We start from the raw sequence: 15,587 nt of genomic DNA, 5'->3' as shown, positions 1-15,587 counted from the left end.
GCCGTTTCATTTGGTGCAAGACGCTCTCATAAAACTTCACATAACTTGTTGGTTTAGCAGAGATCTGTGGGAGCGGGCTTGCCCGCGAACACCGGCGTAGCCGGTGCCATCCACCGAGTCGCTTGCTTCGCGGGCAAGTCGGGGCGCCGAACCGCCGCTCCCACAGGGCGGTGGTGCGTTTGCCAATCCGAGATTGGCATTTCGCCAGCATGTGACGCTTTCGCCCACAGTGCTACCCTGCGCTCCTTCACAGTCGCCCTGCGCAAGGACTCCCGCTGTCATGGACGATAGCCTGCACGCCGCCCGTGAGGGCGATCTCATTCTGCATCCGCCATTGGCCGCCGAACTGGTCAGTGGCCTGGTGGAGGCAGCGGTGTATGCGGCTGCTGTCGCTGCCGTCGGTGCTGTCATCGGCGGTGCGGTGGTGGCGGTGGTCGGTACCGGCGGCGCGGCTACTGTGCTCACGCCGTTGGTCGCCGGGGCCCTGGTCAGCGCCGCAGCCATGCTGCCGGCAGGCGAAGACAAGAACATTGGCGATCACATCAGCGACTTTAGCAACTGGGTCGGCAATTCGATGTTCCCGCCCGAGCCCTACGGCAAGATCAGCAGCGGCTCACCTGACACCTACATCAATGGCATCGCAGCGGCCCGCGCCGCAGGCATACCAGGGGTGCCCGAAGCTGAAACTGCGCAGGCCGAAGAACCCTCCATCCTGGAAAACATCGGCAGCTATGCCATGCTCGCCGCAGGCATGGTGCTGCCGGTGGTGGGCCTGGCCCAGGAAATCCACGGCATCTTCAACCCGCCAGTGACCACGCCAGCAGCACCGGGCTCGGTGGAGGCGCCTGGGGACACGGCCAAGTGCAGCAAGCACCCGCCCAGCCCCGAACAGTTCGTTGCCCAGGGCTCGGACAAAGTCTTCATCAACGGCCAACCCGCCGCTCGGGTGGGCGACAAGACCACCTGCGACGGCCCCATCGGCATGCAGTTCTCGCCCAACGTGCGTATCGGCGGCGGCACGCTCACGGTGCGTGACATCCATGACGGCAAGAGTGCAGCGGCGAAGATCATTGGCTTGATCGCCGGCATGCTGCTGACTCGCCGTGGCGGTAAGGCTCGGCCCAAGCCACGCAAGGCACCGAAGCCGAAATCGACGATCATCAAGTGCGTGGGGCGACCCGTGGTGGTGTCCAGTGGCGCCAAGCTGCTCGATGGCGCGGACGATCTCGACTTCAGTCTGCCAGGCCTGTTACCCATCGAGTGGGCGCGGCGCTACGACAGCAGTGACCTGCGCGATGACGGGGTGTTCGGCAAGGGCTGGAGCCTGCCCTATGAGGTGCGCCTGGAGCGTGTCGCCCATCCCGAAGGCGGGGAACTCTGGGTGTACGTCGATGAGGAGGGCATCCGCATCGAGCTGGGCCGGTTGCAGGTCGGCAGCGCCTTCGTCAGCAGCCTCGACGGGCTGGCGTTCTTTCATCAGGACCATGACGTGACCGTGGTCGAGGACATCTACAGCGGCCTGTATCAGGTGTTCCGGCCCGATCCCCACGATGGCCGGCGTTCGCGCCTAGTGCAATTGGGCGACCGCAACCTCAACCGGCTGGAGGTGTTGTACGACGCTGAGGGGCGCTTGCAGCGGCTGGTTGACCACTTCGCCGGCAACGGAGTCGAATTGTGTTACGCGGCGCAGCATCGGCGTCGGGTCAGCGAAGTCCGTCGGCTGTACCTGCGGCCTGGCGATGGCTTGGAGGTACTGCGTCACGAAACACTCGCTCGCTACGCCCACACACCGGCTGGGCAGTTGCGCGAGGTGCGCGGCCCTGGGGGTGAGGTACTGCGCCGCTTCAGCTATACCGACGACGGCCTTATGGCCAGCCAGACGCTTGCCAATGGCGCGGTGTTCCACTACCAGTGGCAGCGTTTCGATGCCTGCCCAAGGCCTGTTCCGGGCTTGCCGCCGTTGCTGGAGCCGCAACCCGAGCATGAATGGCGGGTAGTCCGGCACTGGAGTGAAGACGGCGAGGACTACCGCTTCAGCTATGACCTGGCCTTGGGACATACCGATGTGGTCGACAGCCTGGGGCGGCGCAATCATTACCAGTGGGGACCGCTGCATGAGGTGCTGCTGCATGTCGATCCGCTCGGTCAGCACTGGCGCGAGGAAGTGGTCAACGGGCAACTGCTGGCCAGCATTGATCCGCAGGGCGCGCAATGGCGCTATGGCTATGACGCGCTCGGGCGCTTGGTCAGTGTTCAGGATCCGCTAGGGCGCAGCGAACTGATTCGCTATACCGAGCACTGGGCCTTGCCTATCCACATCACCGACTTGGGCGGGCGCACCCGGCGCCTCACCTACGACCGCCAAGGCAACTTGACCCGCGATACCGACCCGCTCGGGCGTAGTACGCACCTGGCTTACGATGAGCGTGGCCGGCTGCAATCGATCATCGACCCGCATGGCAAGGTCAAGCGCCTGCAATGGAACGCGTGCGGCCAGTTGTGCCGCTATCAGGACTGCTCCGAGCGCAGCACCCGTTATCTCTATGATGAGCGCGGGCACCTGAGCGAGCTTCACGATGCCAAGGGCGCGCGCACGCGCTATCGCTTCGATGCCCGTGGGCACCTGCTGGAATGCCTACGCCCGGATGGACGGGTGGACCGCTACGAGGTCGATGCGGGCGGGCAGTTGCTGCGTTATGCCGACCCTGCGCAGCACGTCACCCGCTGGCAGTACGACGCCCGTGGACGACTGGTCCAGCGCACCGATGCCATGGGCCTGACGCTGCGCTTCACTTGGGATGCGTACGACCGCTTGTTGCAACTGGAGAACGAGAACGGCGAGCACTACCGCTTCCAGTGGGACGCACTCGACCGGCTGAGCGCCCAGCGCAACCTCGATGGCGGTGGCCAACGCTATCACTACGACGCCAGCGGCAACCAGATCCGCGTAGACCTGTATCCCGCCAGCGAGGCTGAAGCGCCGTTCGCCGGCAGCCCGGCAGAGCCTGAGGCCGACATTCAGACCCGCTGGTTCGAGCATGACCAGGTGGGTCGTGTGTGCCGCAAACGCACCGCTGATGGCGTCACGGCGTATGCCTACGATACGGCCGACAACCTGTTGTCGGTCAGCTTTACCGACGCGCAGGGCGCGCAGCAGCGGCTTGCATTCCGTTACGACCTGCTTGGCCAGAGAATCAGCGAAACCTGTGGGGCGGGGGCGCTTGGCTATGGGCATGACGAGTTGGGCAACCTGCAAACCCTGACCCTGCCCGACCAACGTCGCCTCAATTACCTGCACTACGGCAGTGGGCACTTGCACCAGATCAACCTCGACGGCCGGCTGATCTGCGATTTCGAGCGTGATGAACTGCACGCCGAAGTGCTGCGTACCCAAGGCCGCTTGCACACGCGAACCCGTTATGACAGCAGCGGGCGCCTGGTACAAAAAGCCTTGCAGTACCACGACGCGAGCTTGGCGACCCTGGCGTTGCTACAGAAGGACTACCAGTATGACGCCGCCGACAACTTGATCGGCGAAGTCGTGACCCAGACTCAGCGTGCGGGGCGGGGTGCAAGTCGTGATGCCGAGCAAGTCATCGGCCGGTTGCAGGCTGCCGCGCGAGGCGATGGCAGCTTGCAGGCCAGGATTCGCTATGACCATGGCCCGACCGAGCGCATCCATGGCCTGACCCAACACATGCCGGGCGCGCAGGTGGTCGAGCAGTATGGCTACGACAGGGCAGGCAACCTGCTCGACGGCCACGGGCTGGGTGGTGCGGTCAGGCACAACCGGGTCAAGGTGTACCAGGACAAGCGCTATCGCTACGACCGCTTCGGGCGCTTGAGTGAAAAGCGCAGTGGTAGCCGGCTGATCCAGCGCTTCGAATATGACGCTGAACACCGTCTGGTGCGGGTGCATCAACAACGGGGGCAGATCAGCGAGCGGGTCGAGTTCAGCTATGACCCTCTTGGGCGACGCACGCACAAACGCCTTTACCGCGAGGGCTATGACCAGCCGCTGAGTCAGACTGAATTCTTCTGGCAAGGGTTGCGCTTGCTGCAAGAGGTGCAGGACGGCAAGCAGAGCCTGTATGTGTATGTCGACGCCGATAGCTATGAACCCTTGGCGCGTGTTGATGGAGCGCCGGGGCAGGAAGTTGTGCATTACTTCCACACCAACCTCGCCGGGCTACCCGAACAACTGACCGACGAGCAGGGGCTGAGTGTCTGGCACAGCGACTACCAGGCGTGGGGCAGCAGCCGTGAAGAGTGGCACGCGCCGGGACAGAACCGGCAGCAGAACCTGAGGTTCCAGGGGCAGTACCTGGATCGGGAGACGGGGCTGCATTACAACACGTTCCGGTTTTATGATCCGGATGTGGGGCGGTTTACGCAGGCTGACCCGGTCGGATTGGCCGGGGGTATCAACGCGTATCTCTACGGACCTAATTCCCTGGCCTGGGTCGATCCGCTTGGGCTTACAGCGGAAGATATCTTCATCCACTACACCAACAAGGCAGGGTTTGAGGGCGTGATGAACAGCGGGGTGCTCAAGGCCAACTCCAGCGGCAAAGTCTACGTCACCGATCTGTTGATGACGCCGGATGATGTCTATCGGGATATCCTCATCAACAATCCAATCCATAAAGGACGGGGCGACTATGCCATTGTTTTTAAAGTTGACTCGGTGCAGAAAACCAATATTAGCCTGTCGAGCAGGTTTGAATATATACATGCCGGAAATTTGCGGTTGAAGGATGTCTTGTTTGCTGGCAAGAATCCCTATTCGACCTTCTCCGGGTTGGATTATGATACACGGCTGAAAATGACTGATGTCCAAGTGGCTTCTAGAGGATGTGACCTATGAGTGAGGGGCGTGTTGAGGTGTTGACGAGGGAAGAGGCTAATGCCTTGATCAAAGCGATCTTGTATTTGAAATTTGACTGTCGTGAGCATGAGTCATTGCTGTATGCCGGCAGCCCGTTGATCAATACTTCTCTGGATAAACTCGTGGCTATGCACGGCTATGAGTCTGATTGGGGTAAGGTGTTCGCGATATTGCCGGCAGCGTATGAACAGTTGGTGGAACGTAAAATTGAAAGTTCTGAGAAAGAGAGCGGTGGCGTCTATGATGATGATGTCAGGCAGTTGGTGAAGGCGTACTGCCTTCACCCTTTCTGTATTGATGCATCATGAGGGAACATGGTCGGAAGTAAGTTGCGTTTGGGTGCGAAGTAGTGTTTCTTTTGGAAGTTGTTCAGAGGAATGTATGCAGCTAGAACGTTCAAGTCAGATTAAAAACATGGCTGGATTGAGATGCCCTTTATGCTTGTGGAGTTCGAGCATTACCTGGATTCTCTAGCCAATCGTCCAGTCCGGCTTTCGAAACAAGGTGCCAACAGCATGGTTGTTGAGGTTGCCGACGAGCGATTCATAGCCAGATTTACCGTATGGGAAGACGGTAGCTTTGTGGCCGAGGTTATAAATTTGGAGACTGAGTGTTTTGTGCTTAATGAACGTGTCGAATGTGATGATATCTCCCAGTTGAAAGCCGGTTTTGGAGGGTTTCTTGAAGCAATGGGTAGGCCTTGATATATGGCAGGGCCGTTAATGAAAAATTGGTTCACGGTGCCGCAAGCGCGGATGGATGTGATTGAAGACTACGATATGGCTGAGCAGATCGTGTACACCGCATTCGTCGACGCCTTAGCATTTCTACAAGCCAGAGGCGCCGATCTTTCAAGATTCAAAGCGTTCAAAGCCAGTTGCCCGATCTGAGTCTGGAGTGTCAACGCTTACCGAGAATCTTCCCCAGCATTTCCGGCCGTGGTGCACCTTGCTGGCTCTGCAACTGCCCCTGCTCGTCCTGATAGAAGATCGCCGGCGTGGCGGACAGCCCCAGTTCGTCCATCAAGGCCAGGTTGGCGTCGAGTTTGTTCTGCACCGCCTCCGGGATCTTGTCCAGCGCCTTGAGGGTGCTGGCCTTGCCGGCCTTCTCATGCTCCAGCAGGGCCTTGGCTGGGTCCTTGGCCGCCAGTAGCGCGGCGGATTTGCCTGGGCTGTCCTCGCGGATGATGCCGACCATGATATGACGCAACTGCACCTTGCCCGATTCCACCCAAGGCCGCGCCTGCTGCCAGAACATCGAGCAGTACGGGCAATTGGGGTCGCTGAACAAGTACACGATGCGCGGTGCATCGGGCTTGCCGTCGGCAATCCAGTTGGTGTTTTCCATCTTCGTCCAGATGGCCTTGGTCATGGGGGCGTACACCAGCTTCTGCAAAGGCTCGGCGCTCAGGTCCTGGCCCTGCTCGTCGAACAGGCTGCCGACCAGCACATGCTTGCCATCGGGCGTAAGGTACAGGGCGATGCCGTTGTTCTGGTATTCGGCGGCGTAGCCGCGCAAGCCGTTGGGGGCGTCGAAGCTGCCTTTGATCACCGCGCCCTTGGCCTGCAATTGCTGGATCGCCTTGGGCAGATCCTCGGCGTGTAGCGCGGGGCTTGCGAGCAGCGCGAGGGTGAGGGGCAGCAGGGCGTTCAGGCGCATGTCAGTGTCCTTGTGGGGCAGGTGTTTCGAGTGGGTCGAAAGGTTCCAGGGCATGGCGCAGGCTGGCCCGCGACAGCTCGCCCAGGTGGCTGCCGACCAGTCGGCCGTCGGCGTCGTAGAACAGCGTGGTGGGCAGCGCCATGGAGCCGACTTGGCGGGCCAGTTCACCGGCGCCGTCGAACAGCACATGGGAGAGCATCAGGCCGGTGGTGGCCATGAAGGTACTGACGTTCTCTGGGGTTTCCCCCTGGTTGACGAACAGGAAGGTCACACCGGGGTAGTCGTGCTGGGCCTGTTGCAATACCGGCATTTCGCGCCGGCAGGGCGGGCACCAGGTTGCCCACAGGTTGATGACCAGAGGTTTGCCCTTGTAGTCGTGCAGCGCCACGGCCTGGCCGCGATTGTCGCGCAGGCTCAGTTGTGGCAGCTGCGTGCCTTGGCTGTAGAGGTGGCTGGCGAAGCTGCCAAGCACCCAGAACAGCGCGCCGCTGCACAGCGCCCAGCCCAGTGGCCGGCGCAGGCCCGGGCGGCGCCAGCCTTGCCAGAGGGTGCCTAGCACTACGCCGAACAGGCCGCCGCTGAGCAGGAAGCCACCGTCGCGAATGTCGATCATTTGCAGCGGCTCGTCGCGGAACATCGGCCAGTAGGCCAGCACGAAGCCCAGGCGGGCGCACAGCAGGCCCAGCAGGAACAGGTTGAACAGCGCCGACTCGGGGTTTTCGCCGCCGCGCCGGGCCACGCGCCAGCCGACCAGGCTGGCGATGCCCAGCGCAGCGAGCAGCAACAGGTGGTTCAGGGCCATGGTCAGGGGGCCGAGGGTGACGGTCAGCATCAGCCTTGGCTCCTGGTCTGCGCCCAGTGTTGCAGGAAGGCGGCGGCGTCGATTTCGCCGGTGATACGGCGGGCGCGGCGTTCTTCACCCTCTGGGCCGATCCACACCAAGCTGGGCGGGCCTGGGACCTGGTAGCGTTGCAGCAGCTCGCGACTGGCTGGGGTGTCGGCAGTCACATCCAGGCGCAGCAGGTGCACGTCTTGCAGGCTGGCTTGCACGTCGGGACGGGCGAACACCTGTTTTTCCATGACCTTGCAGGCCACGCACCAGTCGGCGTAGTAGTCCACCAGGACCCACTGGCCACGCACCTTGGCCGTGTCCAGCTGGCGTTGCAGCTCGGCGGGGGTGCTGACGGTAGTGAAGGCGTCATGCGCCGTGGCGACGCTGTCGCCCTTGGCGGTGAACGGTTGCAGCGGCTGCCACAGGTCGTTGCCGCCAGCGGCGGCACCCACCAGTAACAGGCCGCCCCACAGCGCGCCAAGCAGCGGCACCGCGCGCAGCGCCGGCAAGCGTTGCAGGGCTGGCCAGGCGGCCCAGCCCAGGGCGATCAGCCAAGCCCCGGCCAGGGCCAGCAGCAGGGGCGCGGGCAGCAGGCCGCGCACGGTGTACAAGGCCATGCCCAGGAACACGAAGCCGAACACCCCCTTGACCCGGTTCATCCAGGCGCCGGGGCGCGGCAGGTAGCGATTGCCCACGGTCACCAGCAACAACAGCGGCACGCCCATGCCCAGCCCGAGGCTGAACAGTACCAGCGCACCTTGCAGCACGTCGCCGCTCTGCGCGATGTACAGCAGGGCGCCGGCCAGTGGCGCGGTCATGCACGGCCCGAGCAGCAACCCCGACAGCGCGCCGAGCAACGCCGCGCCATACAGGTTGCCACCACGCGTGCCTTGGCCGGCGCGGTCAAGGCGATCGCGCAGCGCGCTGGGCAGTTGCAGTTCGAAGGCGCCGAACATCGGCAGGGCCAGCAGCACGAACAACGCCGCCAGGCTGCCCAGCAGCCAGGGCTGTTGCAGCCAGGCCTGAAGGCTTGCGCCCAGCAGCGCGGCGACCACGCCCAGACCGGCATACACCAGGGCCATGCTCAGCACGTAGACCCCGGCCAACAGCCAGCCACGGCGGGCGCTGGCGCCGTTGCCCAGTACCAGGCCGGCGAGGATCGGCAGCATTGGCAGCGAACACGGGGTAAACGCCAGCAGCAGCCCCAGGCCAAAGAATGCCAGCAGGCTCCAGGCCAGGCTGGCCTGTTGCAGGTCGCGGGCCAAGGCCTGGTCGCTGGCCTGCCCGGAGCTTGGCGCCTGGGCGTCGCCAAGGGCGATGCGGGTGGTCTGCGGCGGGTAGCACAGGCCGGCGTCGGCGCAGCCCTGCCAGCCCAGGCGCAACTCGCCGCTGGCGTTGGCCGGGATCAGCAGTTCCAGTTGCTGGCGATACACGGTGCTGTCGCCAAAGAACTCGTCGTGGTGGTTCTCGCCCTGGGGCAGGGTGGGGTGCTGGTCGGTGGGCAGCCCATCGAACTTCAGGCGTTTCTGGTAGAGGTAGTAGCCGTCCTGGATTTGGAAATACAGGCGCAACTGGCCGTCTGGCAGGCGGTCCTGGGTCAGCACGAAGGCCTGCTCCACCGGCAGGAAGTCCGGTTTGACGGCGAAAGGGTTGGCCTGGAGTGGGCCGGCGAGCAGGAATGTCAGCAGAATCAGGAGAACACGCATGTCGACGCCTTGGCAGAGCTTGATAGGGGCCATGCTGGCCGGGGCTTATTAACTCAAGGTTAAACCCTGTTGCTACTGCGCGAGAGCGGTATGCGCAGCGATTGACTGGGCCCATAATCTCCCCTTAATCACTGCCCTGTGCAATCTCACCTCCCAACCCAGAGGAAGCCCCCATGCACGTTCTGCTCTGCGAGGATGACGACCTGATCGCCAGCGGCATCTGCGCCGGACTGTGCGCCCAGGGCCTGACCGTGGACCGGGTGGCCAGTGCTTCGCAGGCCCGGCAAATGCTCCAGGCGGCGCAGTTCGACGTGATGATCCTCGACTTGGGCCTGCCTGACGAAGATGGCTTGAAACTGCTGCGTCGCCTGCGTCAGCAGGGCGAGACCTTGCCGGTGTTGGTGCTCACCGCACGCGATGCGGTCACCGACCGTGTCGATGGCTTGCAGGCTGGCGCCGACGACTACTTGCTCAAGCCGTTCGACCTGCGCGAACTGGCCGCGCGCCTGCACACCTTGTTGAGGCGGATGGCGGGGCGTGCCGTGAATGTCATCGAGCACGGTCCGCTGTGCTACGACCCGAGCAGTTGCGCGGCCACTCTGGCTGGCCAGCCAGTGGACCTTTCGCGGCGCGAGCAGGCCTTGTTGCTAGCGTTGTTGCAGAACCCCGGCCGGGTGCTGTCCAGCGAGCAGCTCAAAGATTGCGTCTACGGCTTCAGCGATGAAGTTGAGAGCAACGCCCTCAACGTGCATATTCACCACCTGCGGCGCAAGCTCGGCAACGGCATCGTCGAGACCGTGCGCGGGCTGGGTTATCGCCTGGGGCCTGCACAGGCCCCGGAGGTTTCGCCATGAGCCTGCGGGTACGCCTGTCGCTGATCCTCGGCAGCGCGTTCATCGTGATCTGGGCCTTGGCTGCGGCCTGGATGCTGCGCGACCTGCGCCAGCAGATGATGTTCTCCCTCGACCAGCGCCTGGTGGCGTCGGCGCGCATGGTTGCCGGGTTGGTCGACCAATTGCCGCAACCGCTGGCAGCCAAGGGCGAGGATGCGCATTTCTCAGCTGATCAACTCAGCGTGCCGGATGGCATGGCGTGCCAGGTCAGTTCGCTGCGTGGCGAGATCCTCGCCAGCAATCACAAGCACGATGGCGCGATGGATGACCAGCGTAGCGGTTTCCGCGACCAGACCATCGACGGCGCCTCTTGGCGTACCTTCACCTACAGCCATGGTGATATCCGTATCACCACCGCCGACCGGCACCTGGAGCGCGAGGCGCTCAACCAGTCGATTCTGCTGGCCGCCTCGGCGCCAGTGCTGATGGCCTTGCTCGGTAGCCTCGGGCTGTTGTGGATCGGCTTGGGCAAGGGCTTGGCGCCGCTCAACCGCATGCGTGATGCCCTGCGAAAGCGGCGTGCCGACAGCGTCGAGCCCTTGCAGGTGGATAATCTGCCCAGCGAGTTACAGCCGCTGCTCGACACGCAGAACCAGTTGTTTCTGCGCATTGCCCAGACCATCGAGCGCGAGCGCCGACTGACCGACGATGCTGCCCACGAACTGCGCAGCCCACTCACGGCGATCAAGACCCACTTGCAGGTAGCGCGCATGACCGAAGGGGCTGTGCGCGAGCAGGCCCTGGAGCACGCCGAACAAGGCACCGACCGCATGCACCGGACCCTGGAGCAATTGCTCATGCTGGCGCGGGTCGAGGGCAGCTTGTCATTCGACGACGGCGTGCAATGCAGCGCCGAGCAGGTGGCATTGCAGGCGGTCCAGGATGCCGGTGGCGGCGATAACCGGCGTATTCTGCTGCGCCTGCCCGAGGAGGCGGCCAAGGTTTACCTGGGCATGCCGGCACCACTGGCGGTAGCGGCCTTGCGCAATCTGCTGGACAACGCCCTGCGCCATGGTGGGGAGGCCGCGGTGGAGCTGGACGTGCTGGCTGTGGAGGGGCAGGTGGACTTCGTGGTGCGCGACCACGGGCCTGGCATTGCGCAGGAAGACTTGGCACACCTGACCGAACGTTTCTGGCGCAACGGTCAGAGCGGTGGTTGTGGCTTGGGCCTGGCCATCGTCCAGGCCATCGTGCAGCGCTGCGCCGGTAGCCTGCGCTTTGACAATCAGGGCGATGGCTTGCGGGTGAGCCTGCAAGTGCCGGCGCGCCCGGCAGGTTGAGCTGATCGCGGGGCAGGCCCGGCGATCAGGCTATTGCGCCCGTAAATCCTGCATCGACCTCTAAATCCTGGGCGCACCCAAGCGTTTTTCAAGCGACAACTACCCGACACACATCCGCTTACAGGAAGCGTGGCGGGCACATCCGCTTGCTTGCGAGGGTTTTTCCGATGTCGACCGCTTCCAGCCTTGTCCGGGCCCTGCCGGCCAATGAGCCCCAGGCCCTGTATGAATTCAAGGACTCGCCGCTGCTGCTGCGCCAGCAGCAACAGGAGTCCAACGCCCGCAGCTACCCACGGCGCATCCCGCTGGCGCTCAAGCGCGCCCGTGGGCTTTACGTGGAAGATGTCGAAGGGCGTCAATTCATCGACTGCCTGGCCGGCGCTGGCACCCTGGCCTTGGGGCATAACCATCCGGTGGTGGTCGAGGCGATCCAGCGTGTGCTGGCCGATGAGCTGCCGTTGCACACCTTGGACCTGACCACGCCGGTCAAGGACCAGTTCGTCCAGGACCTGTTCGGCCTGCTGCCTGAGGCGCTGCGCCTTGAGGCGAAGATCCAGTTCTGCGGCCCGACCGGCACCGACGCGGTGGAAGCGGCGCTCAAGCTGGTGCGCACGGCCACCGGGCGCAGTACTGTGCTGGCGTTCCAGGGCGGCTACCACGGCATGAGCCAGGGCGCCCTGAGCCTGATGGGCAGCCTGGGGCCGAAAAAGCCCCTCGGGGCCCTGCTGAGCAGTGGCGTACAGTTCCTGCCATACCCCTATGACTACCGCTGCCCATTTGGCCTTGGCGGTGAGGCTGGGGTGCGCGCCAACCTGCACTACCTGGAAAACCTGCTGAACGACCCGGAAGCCGGCGTTGCGCTGCCTGCGGCAGTGATCGTCGAAGTGGTGCAGGGTGAAGGCGGGGTGATTCCGGCTGACATCGAGTGGTTGCGTGGCCTGCGTCGCATCACCGAGCAGGCTGGCGTGGCGCTGATCGTCGACGAGATCCAGAGTGGCTTTGGCCGTACCGGCAAGATGTTCGCCTTTGAGCATGCCGGTATCGTGCCGGATGTGGTGACCCTGTCCAAGGCCATCGGCGGCAGCCTGCCGTTGGCGGTGATGGTCTACCGCGACTGGCTCGACCAGTGGTCGCCCGGCGCACACGCCGGGACCTTCCGGGGTAATCAGATGGCCATGGCGACAGGCTCGGCGGTGATGCGCTACCTGGTCGAGCATCGCCTGTGCGAACACGCCGAGGCCATGGGGCAGCGCTTGCGTGGGCACTTGCAGCGCCTGCAGCAGGATTACCCGCAACTGGGCGATATTCGCGGGCGTGGCCTGATGCTCGGGGTCGAGCTGGTCGACCCTGCGGGGCAGCTCGATGCCCTGGGGCATCCGCCGGCCTGTTCGCGTCTGGCTCCGAAGGTGCAGCGTGAGTGCCTGCGCCGTGGGCTGATCCTCGAACTGGGTGGTCGTCATGGCGCGGTGGTGCGTTTCCTGCCTCCGCTGATCATCAGTGCCGAGCAAATCGATGAGGTGGCCGGGCGTTTTGCCGAGGCGCTGCGCGCCGCTGTCGGGGCGGGCGCCTGAGACGACCGGGGCCGCGTAGCGGCCCTGGTGCAAGGCGCTGAATTCAGTCGAGCGCGCGTCCCGCCCGCCAGTACCCCATCAGGGTCAGGCTGGCGCGGGACAGCCCGCGTTCCTTGATCAGGTAACGGCGAATCTCCATCACCGTGCCGGACTCACCAGCGATCCAGGCGTAGAACTCGCCCTTGGCGTCGCTGGCTAGTTCCCACAGGAGGCTTGCGTCGATGTCGACGTCTTCAAGCTCCACGGATTTGCCAACCTGGAGACCGGGCAAGCGCGCCAGCTCATGCACGGCATGCAGCATGCCTTGGCCGTGATCGCAGCGCAGTACGTCCCGGGGCAGCCAGTGCAGGCGGGTAGCGGGACTATGCCGAAGTGGCAGGCAGTCGCTTTCGTGGGGGACTTCGATGAACGCTTGCACCGCCTGTTCCGGCGCCTGCTCGGCCAGTTGCTCGAGAATCCCGGCGATGGCCGGTAGAGCCGTTTCGTCACCCACCAGCAGGATATTCCGGGCGCTGCTTGGCGGCTTCCATTCATAGCCGCCTGGGTCGTCACGGTAGGCCAGGTTGGGCGCGACCATCTGCAAGCGATCACCCACTTGCGCGTGGGTCGCCCAGGCTGAGGCAGGGCCGTTGACGCCGTGCAGCACGAAGTCTACGTCTACGTCCACTTCCTGCGCCTCGCGGCGCAGGGCGCGGAGGGTGTAGGTGCGCATCGGCGGCGTGTGCTGCGCTGCGAGCCCCCGACGGGCCAGCTGCCACTGGCCATCCTTGGGCAGCGTTGGCGCGGCCCCGGCCGGTGTCGGGAAGCACAGCTTGATGCGCTGGTCGGGCGCCAGGGTGGTCATCTGCGCGACGTCCTCGCCGCCGAAGACGCAGCGGCATAGCGATGGACTGAGGTGCTCAATGGCCTTGAGCTGGACGTCGAACAACCGGTAGGCGGTGGGCTTGGAGGTGCGGATCAGGCGCGAAATCAGGGAGGTCATGGGCTACCTCTGGCAATGGGAATACCTGACAGACGAGCACCTTGCCCGGTGAATTAGCCAAGGCGCGCGCCGCGCTAAATTTCCTTCTCCAGCGTACGTCCTAGCTTGGATAGCAGCCGCAGCACGCGGAGACGGATTGAGGCGCAATGACAATTTCTCGACGAGGATTCATCGCAGGCCTGGCAGTGGCCGGCGCTGCGGGCAGCGCGGCTTACTACGCGCACAAGGAGCTGACCCACGACTCCGAGGACGACATCGTCACCCCTGGTGAGGCGAGCGTGGAGTTGGCCGACTATCGCGGGCAAGTGCTGGCAGACCTGCTGCGCGGGGTCTGGGATATCCGTTTCGAAGGTGCTGAAGCTGGCCTGGACGGGCTGGCGCGCGATGGCCTGGAGATGTTCCTGGACGTGGCCACCAAGGGCCGTGGCCTGCGTGGCTTCGTCGACACCGGCGCGGCTTTGCGTGGGGACGCGCAACCGGCCTACCGGGTGTTGGGTGATCTGGTAGGCGCCAGCACCGGTGAGGTGCGCTGGCGCCTGATGGCACGTGATACAGGGCCGAGCTACGAGTGCGTGGCCAGTCTCGATGAAGTCTGGGGCGAGTTTGCCAATGCTGGCAGCGGCACCTTGAGCGTGCGAATCCAGCGCTTGGACCGGCCGTTGATGTTGCCCGTGCAGGACAACCGCCTGGTGGCCGTCAAGCGCCGCTTCCCCGAAGCCCGCGAGCGCCTGCCTTACACGGCGCAGATGCAGGCTTGGGTGATCGCCCCTGAACACCGCTTGTTTCACCAGCTCTGGCATGCGACCCGCGATAAATGGCATACCTTGGCGCCGACCAAACAGAACGCGTTGCGTGGCCTGGGCTGGCAGCCTGGCCCACGCGAGCGTGAGCGCGATGCACGCGGGCCGCGCAAGCACCGCAACGGCTCGGGGGTGGATTTCCTCTACATGCACCGGCACATGCTGATACAGGCCCGGACCTTGCAGCCGTTACCGTCCTGGCAACGCTTTCCGCTGCCCCAGCCAAGCGTCGAGGCCGACCGCCAAGGCTTTGCCCGTTATCACGACAACCATGACGGCTACCGTGTGCCGCCAGCCTGGCAGGCGCCCGGCGATCAGGCCTACGGGCAGTGGGTGGGGGCGATCAAGGCTGGTGAGACCTTCTGCAGCAACTTCCAGGTGTGGGAGTCGCAGTACCAGGACCCGGTGTACCTGTCGAGGTTGTCGCTGGGGGCGTTCGGTTCGGAGCTGGAGATGAACCTGCACGACTGGTTGCACATGTGCTGGGCAACGGTGCCTCGCGACCCGAGCAATGGCGCGCCGGTACCGTTCGCCCGTGATCCATCTGACTTTGCCGCACGCTGGTTCGCGCGCGAGAACGATTTTCTTGGCGATCCGTTTTCCTCCCACGTCAACCCGGTGTTCTGGGGCTTCCACGGTTGGATCGACGACCGTATCGACGACTGGTTCCGGGCCCATGAGCGGCATCATCCTGGCCAGGTACGGCGCCAGGTGGTCAATGGTGTGCCGTGGTTCGCACCGGGGCGCTGGGTGGAGGTCGATGACCCTTGGTTGGGGCCGGACACCCACGGTTGCAGCACCGAGCCGGGCATGCGGCCGGGCAAGTCGGTAGAGATGGATGTGGAGGTGATGAAGCTGGCGTTGCGCATCACCTTCGGTGAGGACGACAAGATCGACGGCTTCCTGCGCAAGGTGCCACAGCGGCCGTGGTATGCACGCCACCTGTCGATGAAGAACATCGTGTCTTGAGCGGGGC

Annotated in this window: 12 protein-coding genes; 8 read left to right on the top strand and 4 right to left on the bottom strand. The window is 64.0% G+C overall.

All coding sequences use genetic code 11. The features are described from left to right. Positions 1-280: 280 nt before the first annotated feature. The 4 genes from ACNFIC_RS18865 to ACNFIC_RS18850 all read left to right on the top strand — a co-directional run bounded on the left by ACNFIC_RS18865 (position 281) and on the right by ACNFIC_RS18850 (position 5,778). A complete protein-coding gene (locus ACNFIC_RS18865; protein WP_416781618.1) occupies positions 281-4,867 on the top strand; it encodes an RHS repeat-associated core domain-containing protein in 4,587 nt (1,528 codons plus the stop codon). Next, the gene (locus ACNFIC_RS18860; protein ID WP_416781617.1) at positions 4,864-5,196 is read left to right on the top strand and encodes a hypothetical protein; all 333 of its coding nucleotides are present in this window, start codon (positions 4,864-4,866) and stop codon (positions 5,194-5,196) included. The genes ACNFIC_RS18865 and ACNFIC_RS18860 overlap by 4 nt, the downstream gene beginning before the upstream one ends. 207 nt (positions 5,197-5,403) lie before the next feature. Then, positions 5,404-5,592 carry a hypothetical protein gene (locus ACNFIC_RS18855; protein ID WP_416781616.1) on the top strand — a complete coding sequence of 63 codons (189 nt, stop codon included), beginning with the start codon at positions 5,404-5,406 and terminating at the stop codon, positions 5,590-5,592. A gap of 18 nt (positions 5,593-5,610) precedes the next feature. After that, positions 5,611-5,778 carry a hypothetical protein gene (locus ACNFIC_RS18850; protein ID WP_416781615.1) on the top strand — a complete coding sequence of 56 codons (168 nt, stop codon included), beginning with the start codon at positions 5,611-5,613 and terminating at the stop codon, positions 5,776-5,778. Positions 5,779-5,788: 10 nt separating this feature from the next. Here the strand turns inward: ACNFIC_RS18850 and dsbG are convergent, their stop codons facing one another. From dsbG to dsbD, 3 genes are read right to left on the bottom strand one after another with little or no spacing between them, the layout of a single operon-like run. Then, entirely contained in the window at positions 5,789-6,547 is a 759-nt protein-coding gene (dsbG, locus tag ACNFIC_RS18845; protein ID WP_416781614.1) for a thiol:disulfide interchange protein DsbG, read from the bottom strand. A gap of 1 nt (position 6,548) precedes the next feature. Continuing rightward, on the bottom strand, positions 6,549-7,379 hold the full coding sequence (locus ACNFIC_RS18840; RefSeq protein ID WP_416781613.1) for a prolipoprotein diacylglyceryl transferase family protein: 831 nt from the start codon (positions 7,377-7,379) through the stop codon (positions 6,549-6,551). After that, positions 7,379-9,085, bottom strand: a complete 1,707-nt coding sequence (dsbD, locus tag ACNFIC_RS18835; protein ID WP_416781612.1) for a protein-disulfide reductase DsbD — start codon at positions 9,083-9,085, stop codon at positions 7,379-7,381. Before dsbD ends, ACNFIC_RS18840 begins: the two co-directional genes overlap by 1 nt. A gap of 173 nt (positions 9,086-9,258) precedes the next feature. Here dsbD and ACNFIC_RS18830 point away from each other — a divergent pair, with 173 nt between their 5' ends. The 3 genes from ACNFIC_RS18830 to ACNFIC_RS18820 all read left to right on the top strand — a co-directional run bounded on the left by ACNFIC_RS18830 (position 9,259) and on the right by ACNFIC_RS18820 (position 12,829). After that, entirely contained in the window at positions 9,259-9,939 is a 681-nt protein-coding gene (locus ACNFIC_RS18830) for a response regulator (RefSeq protein ID WP_416781611.1), read from the top strand. Then, positions 9,936-11,258: an ATP-binding protein gene (locus ACNFIC_RS18825; protein ID WP_138220211.1), complete on the top strand. Its 1,323-nt coding sequence runs from the start codon at positions 9,936-9,938 to the stop codon at positions 11,256-11,258. The genes ACNFIC_RS18830 and ACNFIC_RS18825 overlap by 4 nt, the downstream gene beginning before the upstream one ends. 167 nt (positions 11,259-11,425) lie before the next feature. Then, positions 11,426-12,829, top strand: a complete 1,404-nt coding sequence (locus ACNFIC_RS18820) for an aspartate aminotransferase family protein (RefSeq protein WP_416781610.1) — start codon at positions 11,426-11,428, stop codon at positions 12,827-12,829. Between the two features lie 43 nt (positions 12,830-12,872). On the opposite strand, the gene ACNFIC_RS18815 is transcribed toward ACNFIC_RS18820, so the two are convergent. Beyond that, positions 12,873-13,811 (bottom strand): siderophore-interacting protein, encoded by a 939-nt coding sequence (locus ACNFIC_RS18815; protein WP_416781609.1) that lies wholly within the window; start codon positions 13,809-13,811, stop codon positions 12,873-12,875. Between the two features lie 146 nt (positions 13,812-13,957). On the opposite strand from ACNFIC_RS18815, the gene ACNFIC_RS18810 reads away from it, so the two are divergent. Next, positions 13,958-15,580 carry a twin-arginine translocation signal domain-containing protein gene (locus ACNFIC_RS18810; RefSeq protein WP_416781608.1) on the top strand — a complete coding sequence of 541 codons (1,623 nt, stop codon included), beginning with the start codon at positions 13,958-13,960 and terminating at the stop codon, positions 15,578-15,580. The last annotated feature ends 7 nt before the right edge of the window (positions 15,581-15,587 follow it).

The sequence above is a fragment of the Pseudomonas sp. NY15463 genome, from assembly GCF_048068415.1.
GTDB classification, from domain to species: domain Bacteria; phylum Pseudomonadota; class Gammaproteobacteria; order Pseudomonadales; family Pseudomonadaceae; genus Aquipseudomonas; species Aquipseudomonas mosselii_C.
Note: the sequence above shows the minus strand (reverse complement) of the source record. Positions and strands in the feature narration are given on the sequence as shown.

Excerpts from the sequence above, each read along its gene's own strand:
- ACNFIC_RS18865 (WP_416781618.1), top strand. The coding sequence starts at position 281 with ATGGACGATAGCCTGCACGCCGCCCGTGAGGGCGATCTCATTCTGCAT.
- ACNFIC_RS18860 (WP_416781617.1), top strand. The coding sequence starts at position 4,864 with ATGAGTGAGGGGCGTGTTGAGGTGTTGACGAGGGAAGAGGCTAATGCC.
- ACNFIC_RS18855 (WP_416781616.1), top strand. The coding sequence starts at position 5,404 with ATGGTTGTTGAGGTTGCCGACGAGCGATTCATAGCCAGATTTACCGTA.
- ACNFIC_RS18850 (WP_416781615.1), top strand. The coding sequence starts at position 5,611 with ATGAAAAATTGGTTCACGGTGCCGCAAGCGCGGATGGATGTGATTGAA.
- dsbG (WP_416781614.1), bottom strand. The coding sequence starts at position 6,547 with ATGCGCCTGAACGCCCTGCTGCCCCTCACCCTCGCGCTGCTCGCAAGC.
- ACNFIC_RS18840 (WP_416781613.1), bottom strand. The coding sequence starts at position 7,379 with ATGCTGACCGTCACCCTCGGCCCCCTGACCATGGCCCTGAACCACCTG.
- dsbD (WP_416781612.1), bottom strand. The coding sequence starts at position 9,085 with ATGCGTGTTCTCCTGATTCTGCTGACATTCCTGCTCGCCGGCCCACTC.
- ACNFIC_RS18830 (WP_416781611.1), top strand. The coding sequence starts at position 9,259 with ATGCACGTTCTGCTCTGCGAGGATGACGACCTGATCGCCAGCGGCATC.
- ACNFIC_RS18825 (WP_138220211.1), top strand. The coding sequence starts at position 9,936 with ATGAGCCTGCGGGTACGCCTGTCGCTGATCCTCGGCAGCGCGTTCATC.
- ACNFIC_RS18820 (WP_416781610.1), top strand. The coding sequence starts at position 11,426 with ATGTCGACCGCTTCCAGCCTTGTCCGGGCCCTGCCGGCCAATGAGCCC.
- ACNFIC_RS18815 (WP_416781609.1), bottom strand. The coding sequence starts at position 13,811 with ATGACCTCCCTGATTTCGCGCCTGATCCGCACCTCCAAGCCCACCGCC.
- ACNFIC_RS18810 (WP_416781608.1), top strand. The coding sequence starts at position 13,958 with ATGACAATTTCTCGACGAGGATTCATCGCAGGCCTGGCAGTGGCCGGC.